The organism is Actinoplanes sp. NPDC049118, assembly GCF_040648555.1.
In the GTDB taxonomy this organism is placed as follows: domain Bacteria; phylum Actinomycetota; class Actinomycetes; order Mycobacteriales; family Micromonosporaceae; genus Actinoplanes.
In genome coordinates, this window is the sequence record NZ_JBEZDY010000002.1 from 407,651 (window position 1) to 427,649 (window position 19,999).

The 19,999-nt window shown below is 71.9% G+C and carries 22 protein-coding genes; 13 read left to right on the forward strand and 9 right to left on the reverse strand.

Features of this window, described 5'->3' with window-relative positions:
* The first annotated feature begins 115 nt into the window (after positions 1-115).
* The gene (locus AB0B58_RS04370; RefSeq protein ID WP_360217240.1) at positions 116-466 is read left to right on the forward strand and encodes a DUF3099 domain-containing protein; all 351 of its coding nucleotides are present in this window, start codon (positions 116-118) and stop codon (positions 464-466) included.
* 5 nt (positions 467-471) lie between these two features.
* Here the strand turns inward: AB0B58_RS04370 and AB0B58_RS04375 are convergent, their stop codons facing one another.
* Both AB0B58_RS04375 and AB0B58_RS04380 read right to left on the reverse strand, forming a co-directional pair.
* Positions 472-1,359, reverse strand: a complete 888-nt coding sequence (locus tag AB0B58_RS04375) for a PfkB family carbohydrate kinase (protein ID WP_360217243.1) — start codon at positions 1,357-1,359, stop codon at positions 472-474.
* Entirely contained in the window at positions 1,356-2,303 is a 948-nt protein-coding gene (locus AB0B58_RS04380) for a pseudouridine-5'-phosphate glycosidase (RefSeq protein ID WP_360217517.1), read from the reverse strand. The genes AB0B58_RS04375 and AB0B58_RS04380 overlap by 4 nt, the downstream gene beginning before the upstream one ends.
* A 183-nt stretch (positions 2,304-2,486) precedes the next feature.
* On the opposite strand from AB0B58_RS04380, the gene AB0B58_RS04385 reads away from it, so the two are divergent.
* The 3 genes from AB0B58_RS04385 (at position 2,487) to AB0B58_RS04395 (ending at position 5,150) form a co-directional block, all read left to right on the forward strand.
* Positions 2,487-2,705 carry a DUF3039 domain-containing protein gene (locus AB0B58_RS04385; protein ID WP_203765641.1) on the forward strand — a complete coding sequence of 73 codons (219 nt, stop codon included), beginning with the start codon at positions 2,487-2,489 and terminating at the stop codon, positions 2,703-2,705.
* A 16-nt stretch (positions 2,706-2,721) separates the two neighbouring features.
* On the forward strand, positions 2,722-3,336 hold the full coding sequence (locus tag AB0B58_RS04390; protein ID WP_360217248.1) for a TRIC cation channel family protein: 615 nt from the start codon (positions 2,722-2,724) through the stop codon (positions 3,334-3,336).
* 92 nt (positions 3,337-3,428) lie between these two features.
* Positions 3,429-5,150, forward strand: coding sequence for a DEAD/DEAH box helicase (locus AB0B58_RS04395; RefSeq protein ID WP_360217251.1), 1,722 nt, complete (start codon positions 3,429-3,431; stop codon positions 5,148-5,150).
* A gap of 75 nt (positions 5,151-5,225) precedes the next feature.
* Here the strand turns inward: AB0B58_RS04395 and AB0B58_RS04400 are convergent, their stop codons facing one another.
* Both AB0B58_RS04400 and AB0B58_RS04405 read right to left on the reverse strand, forming a co-directional pair.
* A complete protein-coding gene (locus tag AB0B58_RS04400) occupies positions 5,226-5,465 on the reverse strand; it encodes a hypothetical protein (protein ID WP_360217520.1) in 240 nt (79 codons plus the stop codon).
* A 290-nt stretch (positions 5,466-5,755) separates the two neighbouring features.
* The gene (locus AB0B58_RS04405; protein ID WP_360217255.1) at positions 5,756-7,330 is read right to left on the reverse strand and encodes an RNA polymerase sigma factor; all 1,575 of its coding nucleotides are present in this window, start codon (positions 7,328-7,330) and stop codon (positions 5,756-5,758) included.
* A gap of 281 nt (positions 7,331-7,611) precedes the next feature.
* On the opposite strand from AB0B58_RS04405, the gene AB0B58_RS04410 reads away from it, so the two are divergent.
* On the forward strand, positions 7,612-8,421 hold the full coding sequence (locus tag AB0B58_RS04410; RefSeq protein WP_360217523.1) for an inositol monophosphatase family protein: 810 nt from the start codon (positions 7,612-7,614) through the stop codon (positions 8,419-8,421).
* Between the two features lie 4 nt (positions 8,422-8,425).
* Here the strand turns inward: AB0B58_RS04410 and AB0B58_RS04415 are convergent, their stop codons facing one another.
* Positions 8,426-8,962, reverse strand: coding sequence for a LytR C-terminal domain-containing protein (locus tag AB0B58_RS04415; RefSeq protein WP_360217258.1), 537 nt, complete (start codon positions 8,960-8,962; stop codon positions 8,426-8,428).
* A 387-nt stretch (positions 8,963-9,349) separates the two neighbouring features.
* Between AB0B58_RS04415 and AB0B58_RS04420 the strand changes: the two genes are divergently transcribed.
* Together AB0B58_RS04420 and AB0B58_RS04425 are read left to right on the forward strand one after the other, a co-directional pair.
* The gene (locus AB0B58_RS04420) at positions 9,350-9,646 is read left to right on the forward strand and encodes a DUF4193 domain-containing protein (RefSeq protein ID WP_023561654.1); all 297 of its coding nucleotides are present in this window, start codon (positions 9,350-9,352) and stop codon (positions 9,644-9,646) included.
* A gap of 155 nt (positions 9,647-9,801) precedes the next feature.
* Positions 9,802-10,650, forward strand: a complete 849-nt coding sequence (locus AB0B58_RS04425) for a hypothetical protein (RefSeq protein ID WP_360217261.1) — start codon at positions 9,802-9,804, stop codon at positions 10,648-10,650.
* Here the strand turns inward: AB0B58_RS04425 and AB0B58_RS04430 are convergent.
* A complete protein-coding gene (locus AB0B58_RS04430) occupies positions 10,640-11,125 on the reverse strand; it encodes a DUF3093 domain-containing protein (protein ID WP_360217264.1) in 486 nt (161 codons plus the stop codon). The genes AB0B58_RS04425 and AB0B58_RS04430 overlap by 11 nt on opposite strands.
* A gap of 92 nt (positions 11,126-11,217) precedes the next feature.
* Here AB0B58_RS04430 and dut point away from each other — a divergent pair, with 92 nt between their 5' ends.
* The 4 genes from dut to AB0B58_RS04450 all read left to right on the forward strand — a co-directional run bounded on the left by dut (position 11,218) and on the right by AB0B58_RS04450 (position 13,739).
* Entirely contained in the window at positions 11,218-11,694 is a 477-nt protein-coding gene (gene dut, locus AB0B58_RS04435; protein ID WP_360217267.1) for a dUTP diphosphatase, read from the forward strand.
* 22 nt (positions 11,695-11,716) lie between these two features.
* Positions 11,717-12,421: a DUF3710 domain-containing protein gene (locus AB0B58_RS04440; RefSeq protein WP_360217526.1), complete on the forward strand. Its 705-nt coding sequence runs from the start codon at positions 11,717-11,719 to the stop codon at positions 12,419-12,421.
* A 143-nt stretch (positions 12,422-12,564) separates the two neighbouring features.
* Positions 12,565-12,945: an OB-fold nucleic acid binding domain-containing protein gene (locus AB0B58_RS04445; RefSeq protein WP_354722231.1), complete on the forward strand. Its 381-nt coding sequence runs from the start codon at positions 12,565-12,567 to the stop codon at positions 12,943-12,945.
* Positions 12,942-13,739, forward strand: coding sequence for a DUF3159 domain-containing protein (locus tag AB0B58_RS04450; protein WP_360217272.1), 798 nt, complete (start codon positions 12,942-12,944; stop codon positions 13,737-13,739). The genes AB0B58_RS04445 and AB0B58_RS04450 overlap by 4 nt, the downstream gene beginning before the upstream one ends.
* Here the strand turns inward: AB0B58_RS04450 and AB0B58_RS04455 are convergent.
* Entirely contained in the window at positions 13,736-14,422 is a 687-nt protein-coding gene (locus AB0B58_RS04455) for a TrkA family potassium uptake protein (protein ID WP_360217275.1), read from the reverse strand. The genes AB0B58_RS04450 and AB0B58_RS04455 overlap by 4 nt on opposite strands.
* A 1-nt stretch (position 14,423) precedes the next feature.
* Entirely contained in the window at positions 14,424-15,098 is a 675-nt protein-coding gene (locus tag AB0B58_RS04460) for a TrkA family potassium uptake protein (protein WP_360217278.1), read from the reverse strand.
* 114 nt (positions 15,099-15,212) lie between these two features.
* Here AB0B58_RS04460 and AB0B58_RS04465 point away from each other — a divergent pair, with 114 nt between their 5' ends.
* A complete protein-coding gene (locus AB0B58_RS04465) occupies positions 15,213-17,282 on the forward strand; it encodes an APC family permease (protein WP_360217281.1) in 2,070 nt (689 codons plus the stop codon).
* On the forward strand, positions 17,279-18,556 hold the full coding sequence (locus AB0B58_RS04470) for a TRAM domain-containing protein (protein WP_360217284.1): 1,278 nt from the start codon (positions 17,279-17,281) through the stop codon (positions 18,554-18,556). The genes AB0B58_RS04465 and AB0B58_RS04470 overlap by 4 nt, the downstream gene beginning before the upstream one ends.
* Here the strand turns inward: AB0B58_RS04470 and AB0B58_RS04475 are convergent.
* Positions 18,553-19,914: a cation:dicarboxylate symporter family transporter gene (locus AB0B58_RS04475; RefSeq protein WP_360217287.1), complete on the reverse strand. Its 1,362-nt coding sequence runs from the start codon at positions 19,912-19,914 to the stop codon at positions 18,553-18,555. The genes AB0B58_RS04470 and AB0B58_RS04475 overlap by 4 nt on opposite strands.
* Between the last annotated feature and the right edge of the window lie 85 nt (positions 19,915-19,999).

Here is a 19,999-nt window from a genome sequence, read left to right on the forward strand (position 1 = left end):
CGTTTCTGAAGGTGTTCCGGCGCGTGGCGGAGATCCAGGCGGTCGCCGGTGCGGGTCGCCGGTGGTAGCGGCGCGACCGCAGTGCGAGGATGGGCAGGTCGATCGGAGAGCCAGGGTGAAGAAGCAGCCGGAGCGGCCGGTGTTGATCACCGACGCCGCCCGCAGCCAGAGCGACCAGCTCCGCAGCCGCCAGATCCGCTACGTGACCATGATGAGCGTGCGCGCCGGCTGCCTGATCCTGGGCGCGGTCCTGATCAGCGTGAAACCGCCCCTGCTGCCGCTCTGGCTGATCCTCTGCGCCGCGGCCATGGTCTTCCTGCCCTGGGCGGCGGTGTTGATCGCCAACGACCGCCCGCCCAAGAGCAGGGCGAACCCGGCGGCGGCCCCCGCGGTCAACCCGCAGCGGGTCCTCGGGTCCGAGTCCGCCGAACAGACGGAGCACCGCACGATCGACGTCGAGCCCTAGCCGCCTCAGAGGGCCGGGCGGGCGCCGAGTATCTGCACGGCGGCCGCGCCGAGTGCGGCGCCGGCGGCGAGCGCGGCGTCCGGCTCCGCGCCGGAACACCACGAGGTGAGCAGGCCGGCCGCGAAGGCGTCGCCGGCCCCGGTCGGATCCAGCGCCGGTACGTGGGCAGCGGCGATCGACCGCATCACCCCGTCCCGGCCGCCCCAGACGGCACCGTCCGACCCGAGCTTGACGACCACGTTGCGGGCGTACGCGGTCAGGTGCGCCGCCTGCTCCCGCGCGGTTCCGGGGCCCGCGAGCACCTCCGCCTCGTCGGAGTTGCACAGCAGCAGGTCCGTACCGCGTACCAGGTCGAGGAAGGCCTCGGCGCCCAGCCGCCGCAGCGGCTCGGCGGAGGCCACGTCGACGCTGGTAGTCAGGCCGCGCTCGGCGGCCGCGGCCAGCGCGGCCCGGCCCGCCGCCCGCGAGCCGGCGTGCAGCAGGGGATAGCCGGACAGGTGCAGGTGGGTCGCGCCCGGCGCGGCCTTGACCGCGGCCGTGACGTCCGCCGGGTCCAGCAGCAGCGCCGCGCCCCGGTCGGTGATCATCGTGCGCTCGTGTGCCGAGCTCAGCACGACGACGCTGCCGGTCACCGCCCCGGCGTGCGCGCGCACCGTGCAGCGGACGCCGAGCGCGACCAGCTCGGCGATCCGCTCCCGGCCGGCGTGGTCGCCGCCGACGGCGGCGACAAGCGTCACGCCGGCACCGGCCCGGGCGAGCCAGGCGGCCGTGTTCGCCGCCTGCCCGCCTCCGCCGACGGTGATCCGGGCGGGGGTGTCCGAGCCCACGGCGAGGGTGCCGGCGTGCGTGACGAGCACGTCGGTCACCAGGTCGCCGACGACCAGGACGGTCATCCGGGCAGGGCGAAGCCGAGGGCGGCGGGCGCCGGGGTCGCGGCCGCCGCGATCCGGGCGGCCAGGGCCGCGTTGCGCAGGATGATCCGGACGTTGACCTCCAGGCTGCGGCCGTGCGTGCTGCCGTGGAAGTGCGCCAGCAGGAACGGCGTGACGGCCTTGCCGGTGATGCCGTCGCGGGCCAGCAGCTCCAGGCCCTCGGCGAGCGTGCGGTCGTGCACCTCCGGGTCGAGCTGCTCGTCGGTGGGCAGCGGGTTGCCGAGCACCAGCGCGCCGGCGCCGACGTTCTGCTCCTCGCGGGCGGCGATCACGTCGGCGACCTGGTCCGGCGAGTCGAGCTTCCAGTCGACGTCGAAGCCGCCGTCGGTGACGAAGAAGCCCGGGAAGCGGTAGGTGCCGTAGCCGGCGACGGAGACGCCGAGGGTCTCCAGCCGCTCCAGCGTCGCGCCGACGTCGAGGATCGACTTGACGCCGGCGCAGACCACGACGATCGGGGTACGGGCCAGCGTGGTCAGGTCGTTCGACTCGTCGAAGGTCGCGTTGGCGTCGCGGTGCACGCCGCCGAGGCCGCCGGTGGCGAAGACGCCGATGCCGGCCGCCGCCGCGATCGCGCTGGTGGCGGCGACGGTGGTGGCCCCGTCCACGCCGGTTGCCGCCGCGACGGCGAGATCGCGGACGGAGAGTTTGGCCACACCGTCGGCGCCGGCCAGCTGCTCGATCTGCGGGTCCTCGAGGCCGACGATCAGCTCGCCGCCGATCATCCCGATGGTGGCGGGAACCGCGCCGTTGTCGCGTACGGTCTGCTCGATCTCGCGGGCGACCCGCAGGTTGTCGGGCCGGGGCAGGCCGTGCGAGACGATCGTGCTCTCCAGCGCCACCACCGGACGGCCGTCGCGGCGCGCCCGTGTCACGTGGTCGCCGTAACGGATGGCGAAGCGGCCCATCTGCCGCGTGGAATCGGTCACGATGGCAACGGTACGGTGCCGTGCTGATCCGTTGTCGTTGGACCGACCAGGCGGGAGGTGTCAGACTTGTGGGTTGGAGCTTCTTCCGCGCTGACCGGGGGGCACGCGGGTCGACCCCAGCTTTGTTGGGCACAGTCTTGAGACTCATGAAGGGCAGATGCCGTGAGCACGCAGATTCTGGAGCGTCCGGAGACCAAGGACGCAGACACCGGTCCCGAGATGTTCCACTACGTGCGCAAGGAGAAGATCGCCGAGAGTGCCGTAATGGGCACCTTCGTGATCGCTCTGTGCGGGGAGAAGTTCCCCGTGACCAAGTCGCCGAAGCCGGGCTCTCCCGTGTGCCCGCAGTGCAAGGAGATCTACGAGTCGATGAAGCACTGATCCCCGGGTACTCCTCGTGACCGGCAGCTACAGCCTGCTGGCCGCGGACCTGATCGGTGTGGCCGCCTTCGCGGCCTCCGGCGCCAGCGCCGCCGTCGCGAAGCGCCTCGACCTGTTCGGCGTGGGCTTCGTCGGCTTCGTGGCGGCGCTCGGCGGCGGGATCCTGCGCGATCTCGTGATCGGCTCGGTGCCGCCGCTCGCCTTCTCCGACTGGCGTTACCCCGTGACGGCGGTGTGCGTGTCGGTGGCGGTCTTCTACCTCCACCCGCAGTTCAACCGGCTGCGGCGCGCCGTCCTGCTGCTCGACGCGGCCGGGCTGGGCCTGTTCACCGTCACCGGCACCCTGAAGGCGCTGGACGCCGGGGTGCCGCCGGTCGGTTCCTGCCTGGTGGGAATGCTCACAGCCATCGGCGGCGGTCTCGCCCGCGATCTGCTCACCGGTGACATTCCGGTCGTGCTGCAGCGCGACATCTACGCGGTGGTCGCCCTCGGTGGTGCGGCCGTCGTCACCGCGCTGACCTGGCTCGACATGGCCGGACGGGTCCCGATGGCGGCCGCGGCGGCCGCGATGACGGGCGTGCGCCTGCTCGCGCTGTACCGGCGGTGGTCGGCCCCGGTCGCGGCGCCATAGCCGACGGATGTCGTAGCCCGCCGCTATGCTGGGTCCCGCCTCTGCGGCTGTTGCGCGGGGGCATTTGTGTGAGTCGAGAGGATCGTCGCAGCTTGAGTCCGCCTCTGCCGAACCTGGAGACCTTCCCCGCGCTGCGCGCCTGGCAGCGCAAGGCGCTCGTCGAGTATCTGCGCCGGCGCAGCACCGACTTCATGGCGGTGGCGACCCCCGGCGCCGGCAAGACCACCTTCGCGCTGCGCATCGCGGCGGAGCTGCTCGCCGACGGCACGGTCGAGGCGATCACCGTGGTCTGCCCGACCGAGCACCTGAAGACCCAGTGGGCGCAGGCGGCGGCCCGGGTCGGCATCCAGCTCGACCCGTCGTTCCGCAACTCGGACGTGCACTCGTCCAGCGACTTCCACGGCGCCGTGCTGACGTACGCGCAGGTGGGCATGGCGCCGGCGGTGCACCGGCGGCGCACGATGACCCGCCCGACGATGGTCGTCCTCGACGAGATCCACCATGCCGGCGACTCCCGCACCTGGGGCGACGGCGTGAAGTCGGCGTTCGAGGAGGCCGAGCGCCGGCTGATGCTCACCGGCACCCCGTTCCGGTCCGACGACAACCCGATCCCGTTCGTCGCCTACGAGCGCGGCCAGGACGGCCTGCAGCGCTCCCGCTCCGACTCGGTCTACGGCTACTCGGACGCGCTGCGCGACGGCGTCGTGCGCCCGGTCATCTTCCTGGCCTACTCCGGCGAGACCCGGTGGCGCACCAGCGCGGGCGACGAGCTCGCCGCCCGCCTCGGCGAGCCGATGACCAAGGACCTGGTCGCGCAGGCCTGGCGCACGGCCCTGGACCACCGCGGCGACTGGATGCCGCAGGTGCTCAGGGCGGCCGACGCGCGGCTCTCCCGGCTGCGCGAGCACGGCATGACCGACGCGGGCGGCCTGGTCATCGCGAGCGACCAGCAGACCGCCCGGGCGTACGCGAAGCTGATCGGCGAGATCAGCGGCGAGCCGGCCGTGGTGGTCCTCTCCGACGACCAGGGCGCGTCGGCCCGGATCGCCTCGTTCGCGCTCTCGGAGCAGCGCTGGATGGTCGCGGTCCGGATGGTCTCGGAGGGCGTCGACATCCCCCGCCTTGCCGTCGGCGTCTACGCGACCAGCGCCTCGACCCCGCTCTACTTCGCGCAGGCGATCGGCCGCTTCGTCCGCGCCCGGCGCACCGGCGAGACGGCGACGGTGTTCGTGCCGAGCGTGCCGCACCTGCTGGGCCTCGCCAGCGAGATGGAGGCCGAGCGCGACCACATCCTCGGCGCCCCGAAGGATCCGGACGGTCTCGACGACGACCTGCTCGAGCGGGCGCAGCGCGCGGAGGACGCCGAGGGCGAGCTGGACAAGCGCTTCGAGGCGCTCTCGGCCACCGCCGAACTGGACCAGGTGATCTTCGACGGCACCTCGTTCGGCACGGGTGCCCGCACGGGCACGCCCGAGGAGGAGGAATACCTGGGCCTTCCGGGCCTCCTGACGCCCGACCAGGTCGTCGTTCTGCTGAACCGGCGGCAGAGTGAGCAGATGGCCGCCCAGAAGCGGCAGAAGGCCGCTGAGCCGGTTTCGGCCGAGCCCGAGCCGGCGGTCGTGCTGAGCGCGGGGGAGCGCCGCAACAGCCTCCGCCGCCGGCTGAACACGCTCGTGGCGGCGCACCACCACCGGACCGACCTGCCGCACGGAAAGATTCACGCGGAGCTCCGCCGCCTCTGCGGCGGCCCGCCCAGCGCACAGGCGACGATCGAGCAGCTCGAGGAGCGCATCGCCACCATCCAGACGCTCTGACCTACCGGCCGGGGCGTCCAGGCACACAAAAAAGGGGCGTCCCGCGCGGAACGCCCCTTTTGGTTGCTGAGGGGATTAGTTGGAGTTAGACATCATGTCCGCGCCGCGCCAAACGAACTCAGGGTCCGCCACGTACTGAACCGTGATCTTCACCAGGTCCTCGGCGTACCTGTTGGCGTGGTGTCCGCAGAACACCAGCTCGCTGCCACCAGCCAGGGTCAAACGGAGCTTTCCGGCTGCATTGCAGCGGTCGCACCGTTCATCGGCTGCTGTTCCGGCCACCGTTCCCGCCGGCGGCGTGAGAGTCGGGGTCATCGCCTTCCTCCTCTGGTCGTCACCGATGAACATGTTCCTCGGCTACTGCTCACCCATCGTGCAACACCTTTGGCCGTTGCAGCCTTCCCACTGTGCCCCGGGGGGACCCAAGTCACACGTGGTCGGGCTAGTGTGCCGTGCTCCAAGGGTGCCACGTCAACGATCACTTCTGCACTACGGTCTGTTCACCACCGAACGATGTACGGCTGGTGACCAAACAGGCACGGACTGTTGACTGAATGGGTCGTCATCCAGTATTGATCAAGCTGTCCGTGCCTGCAACGAACCCCTCAGTCCAGGTAATCGCGGAGAACCTGCGAGCGGGACGGGTGTCGCAACTTCGACATCGTCTTCGACTCGATCTGCCGGATGCGCTCACGGGTGACGCCGTAGACCTGGCCGATCTCGTCCAGCGTGCGCGGCTGGCCGTCGGTCAGACCGAAGCGCAGCCGGACCACGCCGGCCTCGCGCTCGGAGAGCGTCTGCAACACCTGCTGGAGCTGGTCCTGCAGCAGCGAGAACGAGACCGCGTCGACCGCGACGACCGCCTCGGAGTCCTCGATGAAGTCGCCGAGCTGGCTGTCGCCCTCGTCGCCGATGGTCTGGTCCAGCGAGATGGGCTCCCGGGCGTACTGCTGGATCTCGAGGACCTTCTCCGGGGTGATGTCCATCTCTTTGGCCAGCTCTTCCGGGGTGGGCTCGCGGCCCAGGTCCTGGAGCAGCTCACGCTGTATGCGGCCGAGCTTGTTGATGACCTCCACCATGTGCACCGGGATGCGGATGGTGCGGGCCTGGTCGGCCATGGCGCGGGTGATGGCCTGGCGGATCCACCAGGTGGCGTACGTGGAGAACTTGTAGCCCTTGGTGTAGTCGAACTTCTCGACGGCGCGGATCAGGCCCAGGTTGCCCTCCTGGATCAGGTCCAGGAAGGCCATGCCGCGGCCCGTGTAGCGCTTGGCCAGCGAGACGACCAGCCGCAGGTTGGCCTCGAGCAGGTGGTTCTTGGCCCGCTCGCCGTCCCGGCCGATCCAGCGCAGGTCGCGCTCGAACGTGCGGTCGAGCTTCTCCTCGCCGTCGTCGCAGGCGCGCAGCCGCTCGGCCGCGTAGAGCCCCGCCTCGATCCGCTTGGCGAGCTCGACCTCCTGCTCCGCGTTCAGCAGCGGAACCTTGCCGATCTGCTTCAGGTAGGCGCGGACCGAGTCGGCGGACGCGGTCAGCTCGGCGTCGCGGCGCGCCTGCTTGAGCGCCTCCGACTCCTCGTCGTCCCACTCGAAGTCGCCATCGGTCGCGGTCGCGGCCGCGTCGGTGGCGGCGGCCTGCACGAGGGCGGCCGGCTCCTCCACGACGACGTCCTCGATCGCGGCGGCGAGCTCCTCGGGATCGATCTCCTCGCCCTCGGCGGGCGCCTCGCCGGGCTTCGCGGCCTTCGCCGGAGCCGCCTTCGCCGCGGTGCCGGCGGCCGCCTTGCGCGGTGCGGCGGCCTTCCGGGCGGGAGCGGCCTTCTTGGCGGCGGGCGGCGCCGCAGGCGCGTCGTCGTCCGCTCCGGTCTGCTTGGGTGCCGGTGCGGCCTTCTTCGCCGCCGGAGGCCGGGTCGCCTTGGCCGTGGTGGCCTTGGAGGCGGGCGTCGCGGCGCGGGCGGCGGAGACCCGGCGGCGGGTGCTCGCCGATCCGTCGACGACGACCGTGACTCCCGCGTCCACGAGGGCACGGAGGATCTTCTTGGCCTGGGCCGGCGTCACCTCGGCGGACTCGACCGTCTGCACGACCTCGGCTGACGTGATCTGCCCGCCCGCACCCTGAGCATGGGCGATCAGGGCCTCGGTGAGAGAGCGAACGTCGGCACCGGTCTGGTGGGCTTCTGTCACGAATGACCTTCCGGAGGGCGATGAAACACGGCCGTGTGCCCAGCGCAGCGCGCGGCGGAACGAGGCTGGCCGGTGTGGTGTGGGAGCCCTCGGGACGCGGACGGGCCCGCTGGCGGCTGTCCGTGAAGCGTGGGCAGGGGTGAATTGTAGCGCCGTCCGGCGAGATCCTCCCGCCGCAGCACGCCACCGGCACGCCGCGGGTGCTGCCGAGGGGGTCGCCCGGCTCGATGAAGGTGCATGCCGGGAGAATGATAACGGCTGAGAGGACGGTCATCGTGACTGTGGAATCCGGGGCATCGACACCGGACGTGTTGCTCGGGATCGCCGTGCGGATCGCGCGGGAGGCGGCCGGCACCGCCCGGCGGATGCGCGCCGAGGCGATCACCGACGTGCGGACCAAGAGCACCGACACCGACGTGGTGACGGCGGCCGACCGCGCGGTCGAGCGGCAGGTGGTCGACGCGCTGGCCGCCGAGCGCCCGGGCGACGGCGTGCTGGGCGAGGAGTACGGCGCCTCCGCCTCCGCCGGTGCCGTCCGGTGGATCCTGGACCCCATCGACGGCACCGTGAACTACCTCTACGGCCTGCCCCAGTACGCGGTCTCGCTCGCCGCCGAGGTGGACGGCGTCGTGGTGGCCGGCGTGGTGCGCAATGCGGCCACCGGCGACGAGTGGACGGCCACCCTCGGCGGGGGCGCCTGGCGCGACGGCCGGCGGCTGACCGGCTCGGTGCGTACCGGCCTCGACCAGACGCTGCTCGCCACCGGATTCGGGTACGACCCGGCCCGGCGCGCCCACCAGGGCGCGGTGCTGGCCGGGCTGATCACCCGGGTGCGTGACATCCGGCGCCTCGGCGCGGCCGCGATCGACCTCTGCCTGGCGGCGGAGGGCAGCGTGGACGCGTACTTCGAGAAGGGGCTGAACCCGTGGGACCACGCCGCGGGCGGCCTCATCGCCGCCGAGGCCGGCCTGCGGGTCTCCGGGCTCGGCGGCGCCGCCGCGGGCGGGGACATGCTGGTGGCGGCCCCGCCGGCGCTCTTCAAGGCCCTGCACGACGCGCTGGTGGAGCTGGACGCCGCCGGTGGTCCGTAGCCCCTCAGGTGTCTTTCTTGGGCGCGACACACGCGCCGACCGGCAGCTCGGGCTCGCCGAGCTCGACCAGCGACTGGTTGACCTCGGTGGTGGTGGCGAGCTGCTGGAAGTCGCTGCCGACGACGATGTCGACGATCGCGCCCTTGCGCTTGGCGTCGTACTGCACGTCGGCCTGGTTCAGGAAGTACGCCCGCAGCAGCCACGCCGAGCCGACCGCCTCGGGGCCGTACCGCATGACCGCGACGCCGTCGAACTTCTTTTTGTTCTCGGCCGGCTTCTGCGCCTTGAAGCGCCGGTTCTTGAACTCGTTGGTGACGCTGTCGGCCAGGCCCGCGGTGTCGGTGCCGTTGAAGACCTTGACCGTGACCTGCTCGGGGTCGTCCGGGAGGGTCACGTTGGCCATCACCGAACCGTCGGGGCAGCCACCACCGGTGACGGCGTCGCCCTGCGTGTCGCGGACCAGGGCCACGACGACGAAGACCACCGCGGCCACGGCGAGCACGCCGACCACAACGAGTGCTCGGACGCGGGCAAAGCTCATGGAACTGGCTCCCGGGGTCAGCTCGATCGGCCACCGTCCAGTACCGGACGGGGTATGCGGTGAGGTTAGCGTCTACCCGCCAAGCCTGCGGAAAGAGGGAATGCTCCCGGCGCGCCGACGATGATCCACGCGCTCATACCCCTACTTTGATGTCGCCTCAGTCACATCGGGAACAATTGGCCGCCCGCGCGCGTACAAGCCACGCGCGAGGGCGGTAAGGTGCCGCGTTTGCCGGGGCAGTTTCACAAGGGGAATGGGGCACCTCGGCGGACAGGTGATCCCAGCCGTTCAGGCCCGGGAGAAAAGTCCGCCGGAACCGGGAACCGAAACGTCGTCGCGGGCGTTACTTACGCCAAGTGACACATCGATACAGGAGAGTGAAAACCGATGGCCACCGACTACGACGCTCCGCGTCGCGACGAGGTCGACCTCGGCGAGGACAGCCTCGAGGAGCTCAAGGCCCGCCGCGCCGACTCGCAGTCGGGCGCAGTGGACGTCGACGAGGTCGAGGTGGCGGAGAGCTTCGAGCTCCCCGGTGCTGACCTGGCCGACGAGGAACTGACCGTCAAGGTGCTGCCGATGCAGACCGACGAGTTCCGCTGCGCCCGTTGTTTCCTCGTGCATCACCGCAGCCAGCTCGCGGTCGAGCGCAACGGGGAACTGATCTGCCGCGAGTGCGCCTGACCGGCGCGCTCGCGAGCAGGACCCCCGGCCGTCGCCGACGGTCGGGTTACGCACCGACCCCTGATCCCGGTGGCCCGTTTGACGGGTCGTCTTAACTGGGTACCAACCCGACCGGGTATCGCAGAGATCCGACAGTGGATACGGGGAGGTCGACGATGAGCCGCCCAGATGACGACTCGGCACGGTCCGCAGACCCGGGGCGTGAGCTCATCAAGGTCGGTCCCGCCGAGACGGCCGACGGTGCCGCCGCCGGCTCCGGCATCGGCGCCACCGTGGCCGCCCTGTCCGCCGACGATCTCGAGCCCGCCAAGCGCCGGCACCTGCTCGCCCGGCTCGTCGGCGACGTACGCCGGCGCGGGCTGGGCCGGCTGTTCCGGCCCGGGTCCGCCATGCGCTGGATGACCGAGACGGTCGCGGAGATCGCGCCGCACGTCCCGGTCCGCGATCTGGCCACCCTGCGCCGCCACCACGACGGCCTGGACGGCGACGCGCTCGCCGAGCGCCTCGTCCGCAACGCCGCCCTCGCGGCCGCCGGGGTCGGCGCCGCCGGCGGCGGAGTGGCCTCGCTCGAGTGGGCCGCGACACCGACCCTGCTCTCCGTGCCGGTCCTGCTGGCCGCCGAGACTGTGGCCGTGGTCAGCATCGAGCTCAAGCTCGTCGGCGAGCTGCACGAGGTCTACGGCCGGCCGGTCGCCGGCAGCGCCGTTCAGCGCGCCTCCGCGCTCATCCAGTCCTGGGCCGGCCAGCGCGGCGTCAACCCGTTCGTGCCCGGCATCGGCGTCGCCACGGTGCTCGGCACCACCGCCCGCCGGGAGCTGCAGGGCACGCTGCTGCGCCGCTTCGGGCGCAATCTGACCACGCTGGGACCGCTGCTCACGGGCGCGGCCGTGGCGAGCTACCTGAACCGGCGCGCGACCCTGCGCCTGGGCGAGCAGATCATCAAGGACCTGCGCCGCAAGGGCCCGGCGGTCATCGACGCCGAGCGCCGGGAGATCAGCTCCTAGCGCGCAGCAGGGCGGTCGCCAGCTCGACCGGGTGCCGGGTGCTGACCACCCAGAACGGCGTCGGGTCGGCCGGGTCGTCGAGCAGCACCTGCACCGCGCCCTTGATCCACGGGCGCTGTACCACGAACGCCAGCGGGTGCGAGCCGACGCCGAGCACCTCGCGCTTGCCGTCGGCGTCGAGCGGCACGACGTCGGCGATCACGTCCAGCGGCAGCCGGGCGTCGTCGACCTGGAACTCCGTCTGCGTCACCGCGACCCGGATCCGGTCCGTGCGCCACAGCAACAGCAGCGCCACCGGCAGCAGGACCGCGAACGGCACCCACGCGCGCAGCCCGGTGCCGCCCATCCAGATCTCGGCGGCGAGCAGGGCGGCCACCGCGGGCCCGGCCGGCCACGCGAACCACGGGATGCGCAGGCGCTCGGCGTACACCGGGCGTTGGGGCGCGGTGGTGCGTGCGGAGGGCTCGGCTGTCACCCTGGTTACGGTACGGCGCGCCTCCACTTGCGGCCACGGCAGGATGGCAGGGTGGGTGCCGCCCGCCGACGAGAAACGTGAGGACGACGATCGTGACCGAGACCGTGGCCGTGCAGCTCCGCCGGCTCGACCCCGACCTGCCGTTGCCGGCCTACGCCCACCCGGGCGACGCGGGCGCCGACCTGGTCGCCGCCGAGGACGTCGAGCTGGCACCGGGCGAGCGGCGGCTGGTGCGCACGGGCATCGCGATCGCCCTCCCGGAGGGCTACGTGGGCCTCGTGCACCCCCGGTCCGGGCTGGCCGTGCGCCTCGGCGTGACCGTCCTCAACGCGCCCGGTACGGTCGACGCCGGTTACCGTGGCGAGATCCTGGTGAACCTGGTCAATCACGACCCGGCCGGCACCGCGAAGATCTGCCGGGGTGACCGCATCGCCCAGCTGGTCGTGCAGCGGGTCGAGCGGGCCGCCTTCCAGGTGGTCGACGAGCTCTCCGACACCGCGCGCGGTGCTGGCGGGCACGGCTCGACCGGCGGACACGTCGCCCTGCCGGCGCAGCAGAAGCAGCTCTAGATCGAAGAAGGTGGCAACGCAGATGTTCTCCCGCAAGCGCGGCGGTCCGAAGCACGTGCGCCCGGACGACGCACCCCAGTCGGCGGCGCTCGCCAAGAGCATGGGCGACGGCCCGGCGCCCGAGTTCGGCCCGTACGACAGCTCGCAGGCGCCCGCCGGGGTGCAGCGACTCGACCTCGGGAGCCTGCTGATCCCGGCGGTCGAGGGTGTCGAGGTCCGGGTCCAGGCGAACCCGGACGGCGGCGTCGAGCAGATCGTGCTGGTGCACGGCAACAGCGCGCTGCAGCTCGGCGTCTTCGCCGCGCCCCGCAGCGAGGGCATCTGGGACGAGGTGCGGGCCGAGATCGCCACGGCGATGAAGTCCGACGGCGCCGCGCCGCAGGAGTTCGACGGGCCTTACGGCGTCGAGCTGGCCGCGCGGGTCGACACGCCCGAGGGGCCGGCGGACGTCCGGTTCGTCGGCATCGACGGGCCCCGCTGGATGGTCCGCGCGCTCTTCCAGGGCCAGGCGGCCGCCCAGCCGAGCCAGGAGGGCGTGCTCGGCGAGTGCCTGCGGGGTCTCGTGGTGGTCCGCGACGACGAGGCCCGGCCGGTCCGCGAGGCGCTGCCGCTGCGGCTGCCCCGGGAGATGGCCGAGCAGGCGGAGGCGCAGCACGCCGGGCACGACCACGAGCACGAGGTGCCGGACGCGCAGCCGCCGCGGGCCAACGGGCGCCACGCGCACTGATCACGGCGGCCGCCGGTGAGGTACGTCACCGGTGGCTGTTCCGGCGTACCGTGGACGGACGACACCGGCCCACACTGTGTGTCGTTCGCCGGAGCCCCCGCCGGCGTATTCCACGGCTTGCCGAGGAAGGTGGCACCGAGGCCATGTCGACCGATGAGCGCACTACCGGCCTGCGCCGGTTCTTCGAACGGCTGACCGCCTCCGAGGAGGAGCTGAGCGCGCAGGAGCTGCAGCGCGACAGCGCCAAGTGCGGCGCCGTTCCGGCCGGTCAGTGCCACCGCGGCGAGGTCGTCTCCGTGTCCGGACGGCTGCGCACGGTGGCGTACACTCCCCGCACCAACCTGCCGACGCTCGAAGCCGACCTCTACGACGGCAGTGACGTGGTCACGCTCGTCTTCCTGGGCCGCCGCTCCATCGTCGGCATCGAACCGGGTCGTCAGCTCACCGCCCGCGGCCGGATCGCCCTGCGCGACGACCGCAAGGTCATCTACAACCCGTACTACGAGCTGGAGGCGCCCCGGTGACACCCGGCAGCGAGCCCCGTCACGTCGCGCACGAAACCGTCGAGGAGAGGGTCGCCGAGGAGTTCGTCGAGGAGCTCGAGCTCCACCCGGTCAAGGAGCCGGAGGGGCAGCCCGACGAAGAGCCGTTCCCCTCGATGAGCGAGCAGATCTCCGAGCAGCTCGGCGGGGTGCGCGGGCTCATCGAGTCGAGCATCCCGGTGCTCGCCTTCGTGCTGCTCAACGTGCTGCTCGGGGAGACCTTCCTGGACCTGGGCAAGAAGACGGCGCTGTACTGGGCGATCGGCGGCAGCCTCGGCTCGGCGGTGGCCATCGGCGTGTACCGGTTGGCCCGCAAGCAGTCGGTCCGGCACGCGGTCAACGGCGTCCTCGGCGTCGCGATCGGCGCGTTCCTGGCCTGGCGCACCGGCGACGCGAAGAACTTCTACCTGCCGGGCATCCTGCTGACCCTCGGCCAGGTGGTCGTCCTGGTCGCGTCGGTCGCGGTACGCCGGCCGATCATCGGGTACGTCTGGGGCGTGCTGGCCAACGGCGGCAAGCACGACTGGTTCGACAACGCCCGGCTCTTCCGTACGTTCCAGTGGCTGACCCTGGTCTGGGCGGCATCGCTGTTCGTCCGGGCGGGCGTGCAGGGCTGGCTCTGGCTGGCGGACGAGGCGAACGCCATCGGCATCGTGCGGATCCTGATCAGCTGGCCCATCTACGCCGCGACGTTCGCGTACACCGCCTGGGCCGTGCACCGGGTGACCTCGGCCGACCGGGCCGAGGACGAGGAGCTCGAAGAGGCCAAGGCCTAGGTTCTGGCCTCGCCGTTATCGCGGGCGGCGCCCAGCATCACCGTGCGGATCGCGTCCTCGACCTCGGTGGTGCAGACGAAGATCAGCTCGTCGCCGGCCTCCAGGGGGTCGTCGGGCGTCGGCACGAGCACCCGCTTGCCGCGCACGATGGCCACCAGCGCGGAGTCGCGCGGCATCGGCACCGAACGGATCGGCTTGCCGACGTAGGGCGCGGTCGGCGGCAGGGTGATCTCCACCAGGTTCGCCTCGCCCTGCCGGAACGTCATGATCCGGACCAGGTCGCCGACGGTGACCGCCTCCTCGACCAGCGCGGCCATCAGGCGTGGCTTGCTGACCGATACGTCGACGCCCCACTGCTCGGTGAAGAGCCACTCGTTCTCGGCGCGGTTCACCCGGGCGACCACCCGGTTGACCGCGAACTCCGTCTTGGCCAGCAGCGAGCAGACCAGGTTGGCCTTGTCGTCGCCGGTCGCGGCCACGACCACGTCGCAGCCGGCCACGTCGGCCTCCTCGAGGCTGCTCAGCTCGCAGGCGTCGGCCAGCACCCACTCGGCCTCCGGCACCCGCTCCGGGCGCAGCTGGCGCGGCTGGCGCTCGATCAGCATCACCTGGTGGCCGTTGCCGATCAGTTCCTGGGCGATCGAGCGACCGACGTTGCCGGCGCCCGCGATGGCGATCCGCATGTCAGTGGCCTCCCAGCCCGGCGCTCGCGGCGCTCGCCGCGCCGCCCAGCACGTCGTTGACGATGTCGTCGGTGACCAGCATGAAGACCTGGTCACCGTCCTGCAGCACGGTGGACGGCGTGGCCAGCGAGCCGATGCCGAAGCGCATCAGGTACGCGACCCGGGCGCCGGTGGCGTCCTCCAGCGACCTGAGGGTCTGCCCGACCCAGTCGCGGTGCAGCGGCGCCTCGACGATCGACACCGAGCTGGTCGGGTCCCGGAAGACCTCGACGGTGCCCTCCGGCACCAGGTGGCGCACCATCCGGTCGGCGGCCCAGCGGATCGTCGCGACCGTCGGGATGCCGAGCCGCTCGTAGACCTGGGCCCGCTTGGCGTCGTAGATGCGGGCGACGACGCGCGACACCCCGAACGTCTCCCGGGCCAGCCGGGCCGAGATGATGTTCGAGTTGTCGCCGCTAGACACCGCCGCGAAGGCGTCCGCCCGCTCGATGCCGGCCGACCGCAGCACGTCGCGGTCGAAGCCGATCCCGGTGACGGTGACGCCGCCGTACTCCGCCCCCAGCCTGCGGAAGGCGTCGGCGTTCTGGTCGATCACCGCGACCGAGTGGCCGCGGGCGTCGAGCTTGTGGGCCAGCGTCGAGCCGAGCCGACCGCAGCCCATGATCACCACGTGCAAGGTTTTGCGCCCTTCCCGCTGGATGCGTACCTAGCAGAGCGTGCCATGCGATCGCGAGTGGCGGTGGCCGGGGCGCCCGGCGGCGTGGCGGGCGCGCCCGTACCCTTGGCGCTTGTGGCAAGTTCGACGTCCCTCGCGAAGCGGCTGCTCCTCGGTCGGCCCTTCCGCTCCGACCGGCTCCAGCACACCCTGCTGCCGAAGCGCATCGCGCTGCCCGTCTTCGCCTCGGACGCGCTGTCCAGCGTCGCGTACGCGCCCGACGAGATCCTGCTGACGCTCTCCATCGCGGGGGCGGGCGCGTTCGTCTTCGCGCCCTGGGTGACGCTGGCGGTCGCGGTCGTGATGGTCACCGTCGTGGCCAGCTACCGGCAGAACGTGCACGCCTACCCCTCGGGCGGCGGCGACTACGAGGTCGCGACCGTCAACCTGGGCCCGCGCTTCGGCGTCGCGGTGGCCAGTGCCCTGCTGGTCGACTACATCCTCACCGTGGCGGTGTCGGTCAGCGCGGGCGTCTCCAACCTGGGCTCGGTGGTGCCGTTCGTGGCCGAGCACAAGATCGGCATCGCGCTGGCCGCGATCGGGATTCTGACCGCCCTCAACCTGCGCGGCCTGCGGGAGTCCGGCACGGCGTTCGCCGTGCCGACCTACCTGTTCATCGTCGTCATCGTCGGGATGATCATCACCGGCCTGGTGCGCGTCTTCGTCCTCGGCCAGGACCTGCGCGCGCCCAGCGCGGACATCGTCATCGATGCCGAGGAACACCATCTGACCAGCTTCGCCTTCGCCTTCCTGCTGTTGCGGACGTTCTCGTCCGGCTGCGCCGCGCTGACCGGTGTCGAGGCCATCTCCAACGGCGTGCCGGCCTTCAAGCCGCCGAAGAGCAGGAACGCCGCCACCACGCTCCTGCTGCTCGGCGGCACCGCGATCGTGATGCTGGTCGGCATCGTCATGCTCGCCAAGGCGACCCACCTGCAGTACGTCGAGGATCCGATGACGCAGATCATCGGCGGCCCGGAGAACTACGTGCAGAAGACGGTCACCGCCCAGCTCGGTGAGACGGTCTTCGGCAGCGGCTCGGTCCTGCTCTACCTGGTCGGCGCGGTCACCGCCCTGATCCTGTTCCTCGCGGCGAACACCGCCTTCAACGGCTTCCCGGTGCTGGGCTCGATCCTGGCCCAGGACCGCTACCTGCCGCGCCAGCTGCACACCCGCGGCGACCGGCTGGCGTTCAGCAACGGCATCATCTTCCTGGCCGCCACCGCGATGGTGCTGATCGTGGCGTTCGAGGCCGAGGTCACCCGCCTGATCCAGCTCTACATCGTGGGCGTGTTCGTGTCGTTCACGCTGTCGCAGGCCGGCATGCTGCGGCACTGGAACAGGCTGCTGAGGACCCAGCGGGACCCGGACGTGCGGCGCAGGATGTTCCGGTCCCGGGCGATCAACGGCTTCGGCATGGTGCTCACCGGCGCGGTGCTGATCGTCGTGCTGATCACCAAGTTCATGCTCGGCGCGTGGATCGCGATCGCCGCGATGCTCGTGATCTACGTGCTCATGCTGGGCATCCGCAAGCACTACAACCGGGTGTCGGCGGAGCTGGAGCCGAGCGAGGAGCGACCGATCCTGCCCTCGCGCAACCACGCCGTGGTGTTGGTCAGCAAGGTGCACAAGCCGACGCTGCGTGCCCTGGCGTACGCGCAGGCGACCCGGCCGGACACGCTGACGGCGGTCACGGTGAACGTCGACGACAAGGACACCCGCAAGATCCAGGACGAGTGGGAGCGCCGCCAGATCCCGGTGTCGCTGACGGTCGTCGACTCGCCGTACCGGGAGATCACCCGCCCGATCATCGACTTCGTGAAGAGCGTGCGCCGCAGCTCGCCGCGCGACGTGGTCACGGTCTTCGTGCCCGAGTACGTGGTCGGCCGCTGGTGGGAGCACCTGCTGCACAACCAGAGCGCCCTGCGGATCAAGGGCCGGCTGCTCTTCGAGCCCGGCGTGATGGTCACCAGCGTGCCGTGGCAGCTGCAGTCCAGCCAGGACCGCGACCTCGACCGCCTGGACCGCGACCTGAGCCGCGCGCCGGCCCGCGGCCCGCGTACCCGCCGGACCGACTCGCCGTTCGCGGCGGTCGCCGCGCCGCACCGGCCGGAGCCGGCCGCAGAAGCCGAGGAAGAACCGAAGTGACCGACGAACCGATCGAGGGTGACCGCGTCGAGGTGACGGTCGGCGCGCCGGCGCACGGCGGACACTGCGTGGCCCGCATCGGCGGGCCGCACGGCCGGGTGGTCTTCGTCCGGCACGCGCTGCCGGGCGAGCGGGTCACGGTCGAGCTGACCGAGCTGCACAAGGGCTACCTGCGCGGGGACGCGGTCGAGGTGCACGAGGCCTCGCCCGACCGGGTGGCGGCGCCGTGCGCCTTCGCGCACCCCGGCGGCTGCGGCGGCTGCGACCTTCAGCACGTGGCTCCGGACGCCCAGCTGCGGTGGAAGGCCGCCGTCGTGCGCGAGCTGCTCGGCCGGATGGGCGGCCTGAGCACCGAGCGGATCGACGAGCTGGACGTGCGGGTGCAGCCGCTGCCCGGCGGCCCGCTCGGCTGGCGGTCCCGGGTCCGGTACGCGGTCGACGCCGCGGGGCGACCCGGCCTGCTGCAGCACCGCTCGCACCAGGTCGTACCGGTGGACCGTTGCCTGATCGCCCGCCCGGAGCTGCAGGAGCTCGGCGTGACCGCCCGGCTCTGGCCCGACGCGGCGGCGGTGGAGGTGGTGGCGTCGACCGGTGGCGACGTCAGCGTCCTGGCCCGGCCGGCCGACGCCCCGGCGCTGGACCCGGCGGCCGGGGATCCGCTGGTGGACGACGACCACAGCGGGTCGCGCGTGCTGGTCGACGGCCCCGCCGAGGTTCGTGAGCTCGCGGCGGGCCGGGAGTGGCGCCTGCCGCCGGAGGGTTTCTGGCAGGTGCACCCCGCCGCCGCCGACACCCTGGTCACGGCCGTGCTGGAGCTGCTGCGGCCGGCCACCGGCGAGATCTCCTGGGATCTGTACGGCGGCGCGGGCCTCTTCGCGGCGGCCCTGAACATGCGGACCGGCGCACGCACCACGGTGGTCGAGTCGTCGCCGGGCGGGGTGGCCGCGGCGCGGCGCAACCTGGCCGACCTGACCGGCGTCGAGGTCGTGGCGGCGAAGGTGGACGTGGCGCTGAGCCGGCGCCGGATCACCGCCCCGGTGGATCTGGTCGTGCTGGACCCGCCGCGGGTGGGCGCGGGCGCCAAGGTGGTGCGGGCCATCGCGGCGGCGCGCCCCCGGGCGGTGGCGTACGTGGCCTGCGACCCGGCGGCGCTCTCCCGCGACGTGCAGACCTTCGCGGCCGAGGGCTGGCGGCTGGCCGAGCTGCGGGCGTACGACTGCTTCCCGATGACGCAGCACATCGAGTGCGTCGCACTTCTGCTGCCCGAGGGCTAGCGCGCCGGCTCGGGTTCGGGTTCCGGCTCGGGTTCGGGCCGGTGTGCGTCGTGCGGATCGTCGTCGTAGGTGGTCTCGTCGAACGGCGCCGCGCCGGACAGCACCGCCCGGGCCTGCTCCTGGTCGATCTCCCCGGTCCAGGTGCCGACCAGCACGGTCGCGACCGCGTTGCCGGAGAAGTTGGTCAGCGCCCGCGCCTCGGACATCAGCCGGTCGATGCCGACGATCAGGCCCACGCCGGGCACCAGCTCCGGGCGGTGGCTCTGCAGGCCGCCGGCCAGGGTCGCCAGGCCCGCGCCCGTCACGCCCGCGGCGCCCTTGGATGCGAGGATCATGAAGAGCAGCAGGGAGATCTGCTCGCCGACCGACAGCGGGTCGTCCATGGCGTCGGCGATGAACAGCGACGCCATGGTCAGGTAGATCGCCGTGCCGTCCAGGTTGAACGAGTAGCCGGTCGGCACCACGATGCCGACGACCGGGCGGCTCACGCCCAGGTGCCCCATCTTGGCGATCAGCCGCGGCAGCGCCGACTCCGACGACGAGGTGGACAGGATCAGCAGGAACTCGCGGGCCAGGTAGCGGAACAGCTTGAAGATCGACATGTGCGCCACCAGGCGCAGCAGCAGGCCCAGGACGACGAAGACGAAGAGCACGCAGGTGACGTAGAAGCCGACCATGATCCCGGCGAGGCTCTTGAGCGCGTCGAAGCCGGTCGCGCCGACCACGGCGGCCATCGCGCCGAACGCGCCGAGCGGCGCCAGCCACATGATCATCGAAAGGATCTTGAAGACCAGCCGTTGCAGGACCGCCACCACCCGGATGACCGGCTCGCCCTTCTCGCCCAGCGACTGCACCGCGAAGCCCACCAGCAGCGCGACCAGCAGGGTCTGCAGCACCTCCTGGGTGGCGATCGCGCCGAACAGCGACTCCGGGATGATGCCGAGCACGAAGTCGACGCCCGACTCCGCCTCCGTGCTCACCTGGGCGGCGCCGGTGGCGGCGAGCTCCTCGTCCAGGTTCAGCCCGGCGCCCGGGTGTAGGAGGTTGCCGACCACCAGGCCGATCGCCAGCGCCACGGTCGACATGATCAGGAAGTAGGCCAGGGCCAAGCCGCCGACCCGGCCGACCTGCGCGGCCTTGCGGATCGAGCCGACGCCCAGCACGATCGTGCAGAAGATCACCGGCGCGATCATCATTTGGATCAGGGCGACGAAGCCGGTGCCCAGCGGGCGCAGCGCCTTGCCGACCTCCGGGAAGAGAAAACCGACCGCGATGCCGAGCGCCATGGCGATCAGGACGGCGATGTAGAGGTAGTGGCTGCGGTCGCGGCGCCCCGCTTTCGATGCATCGACGGTCATGGCCTGTCCCTACCCCGGGTGGTGACCTGGGACACATGTGCGCGGGTGTGGAGATTTTGTGGAGGAGGTCTCTGTATCCGTTCGC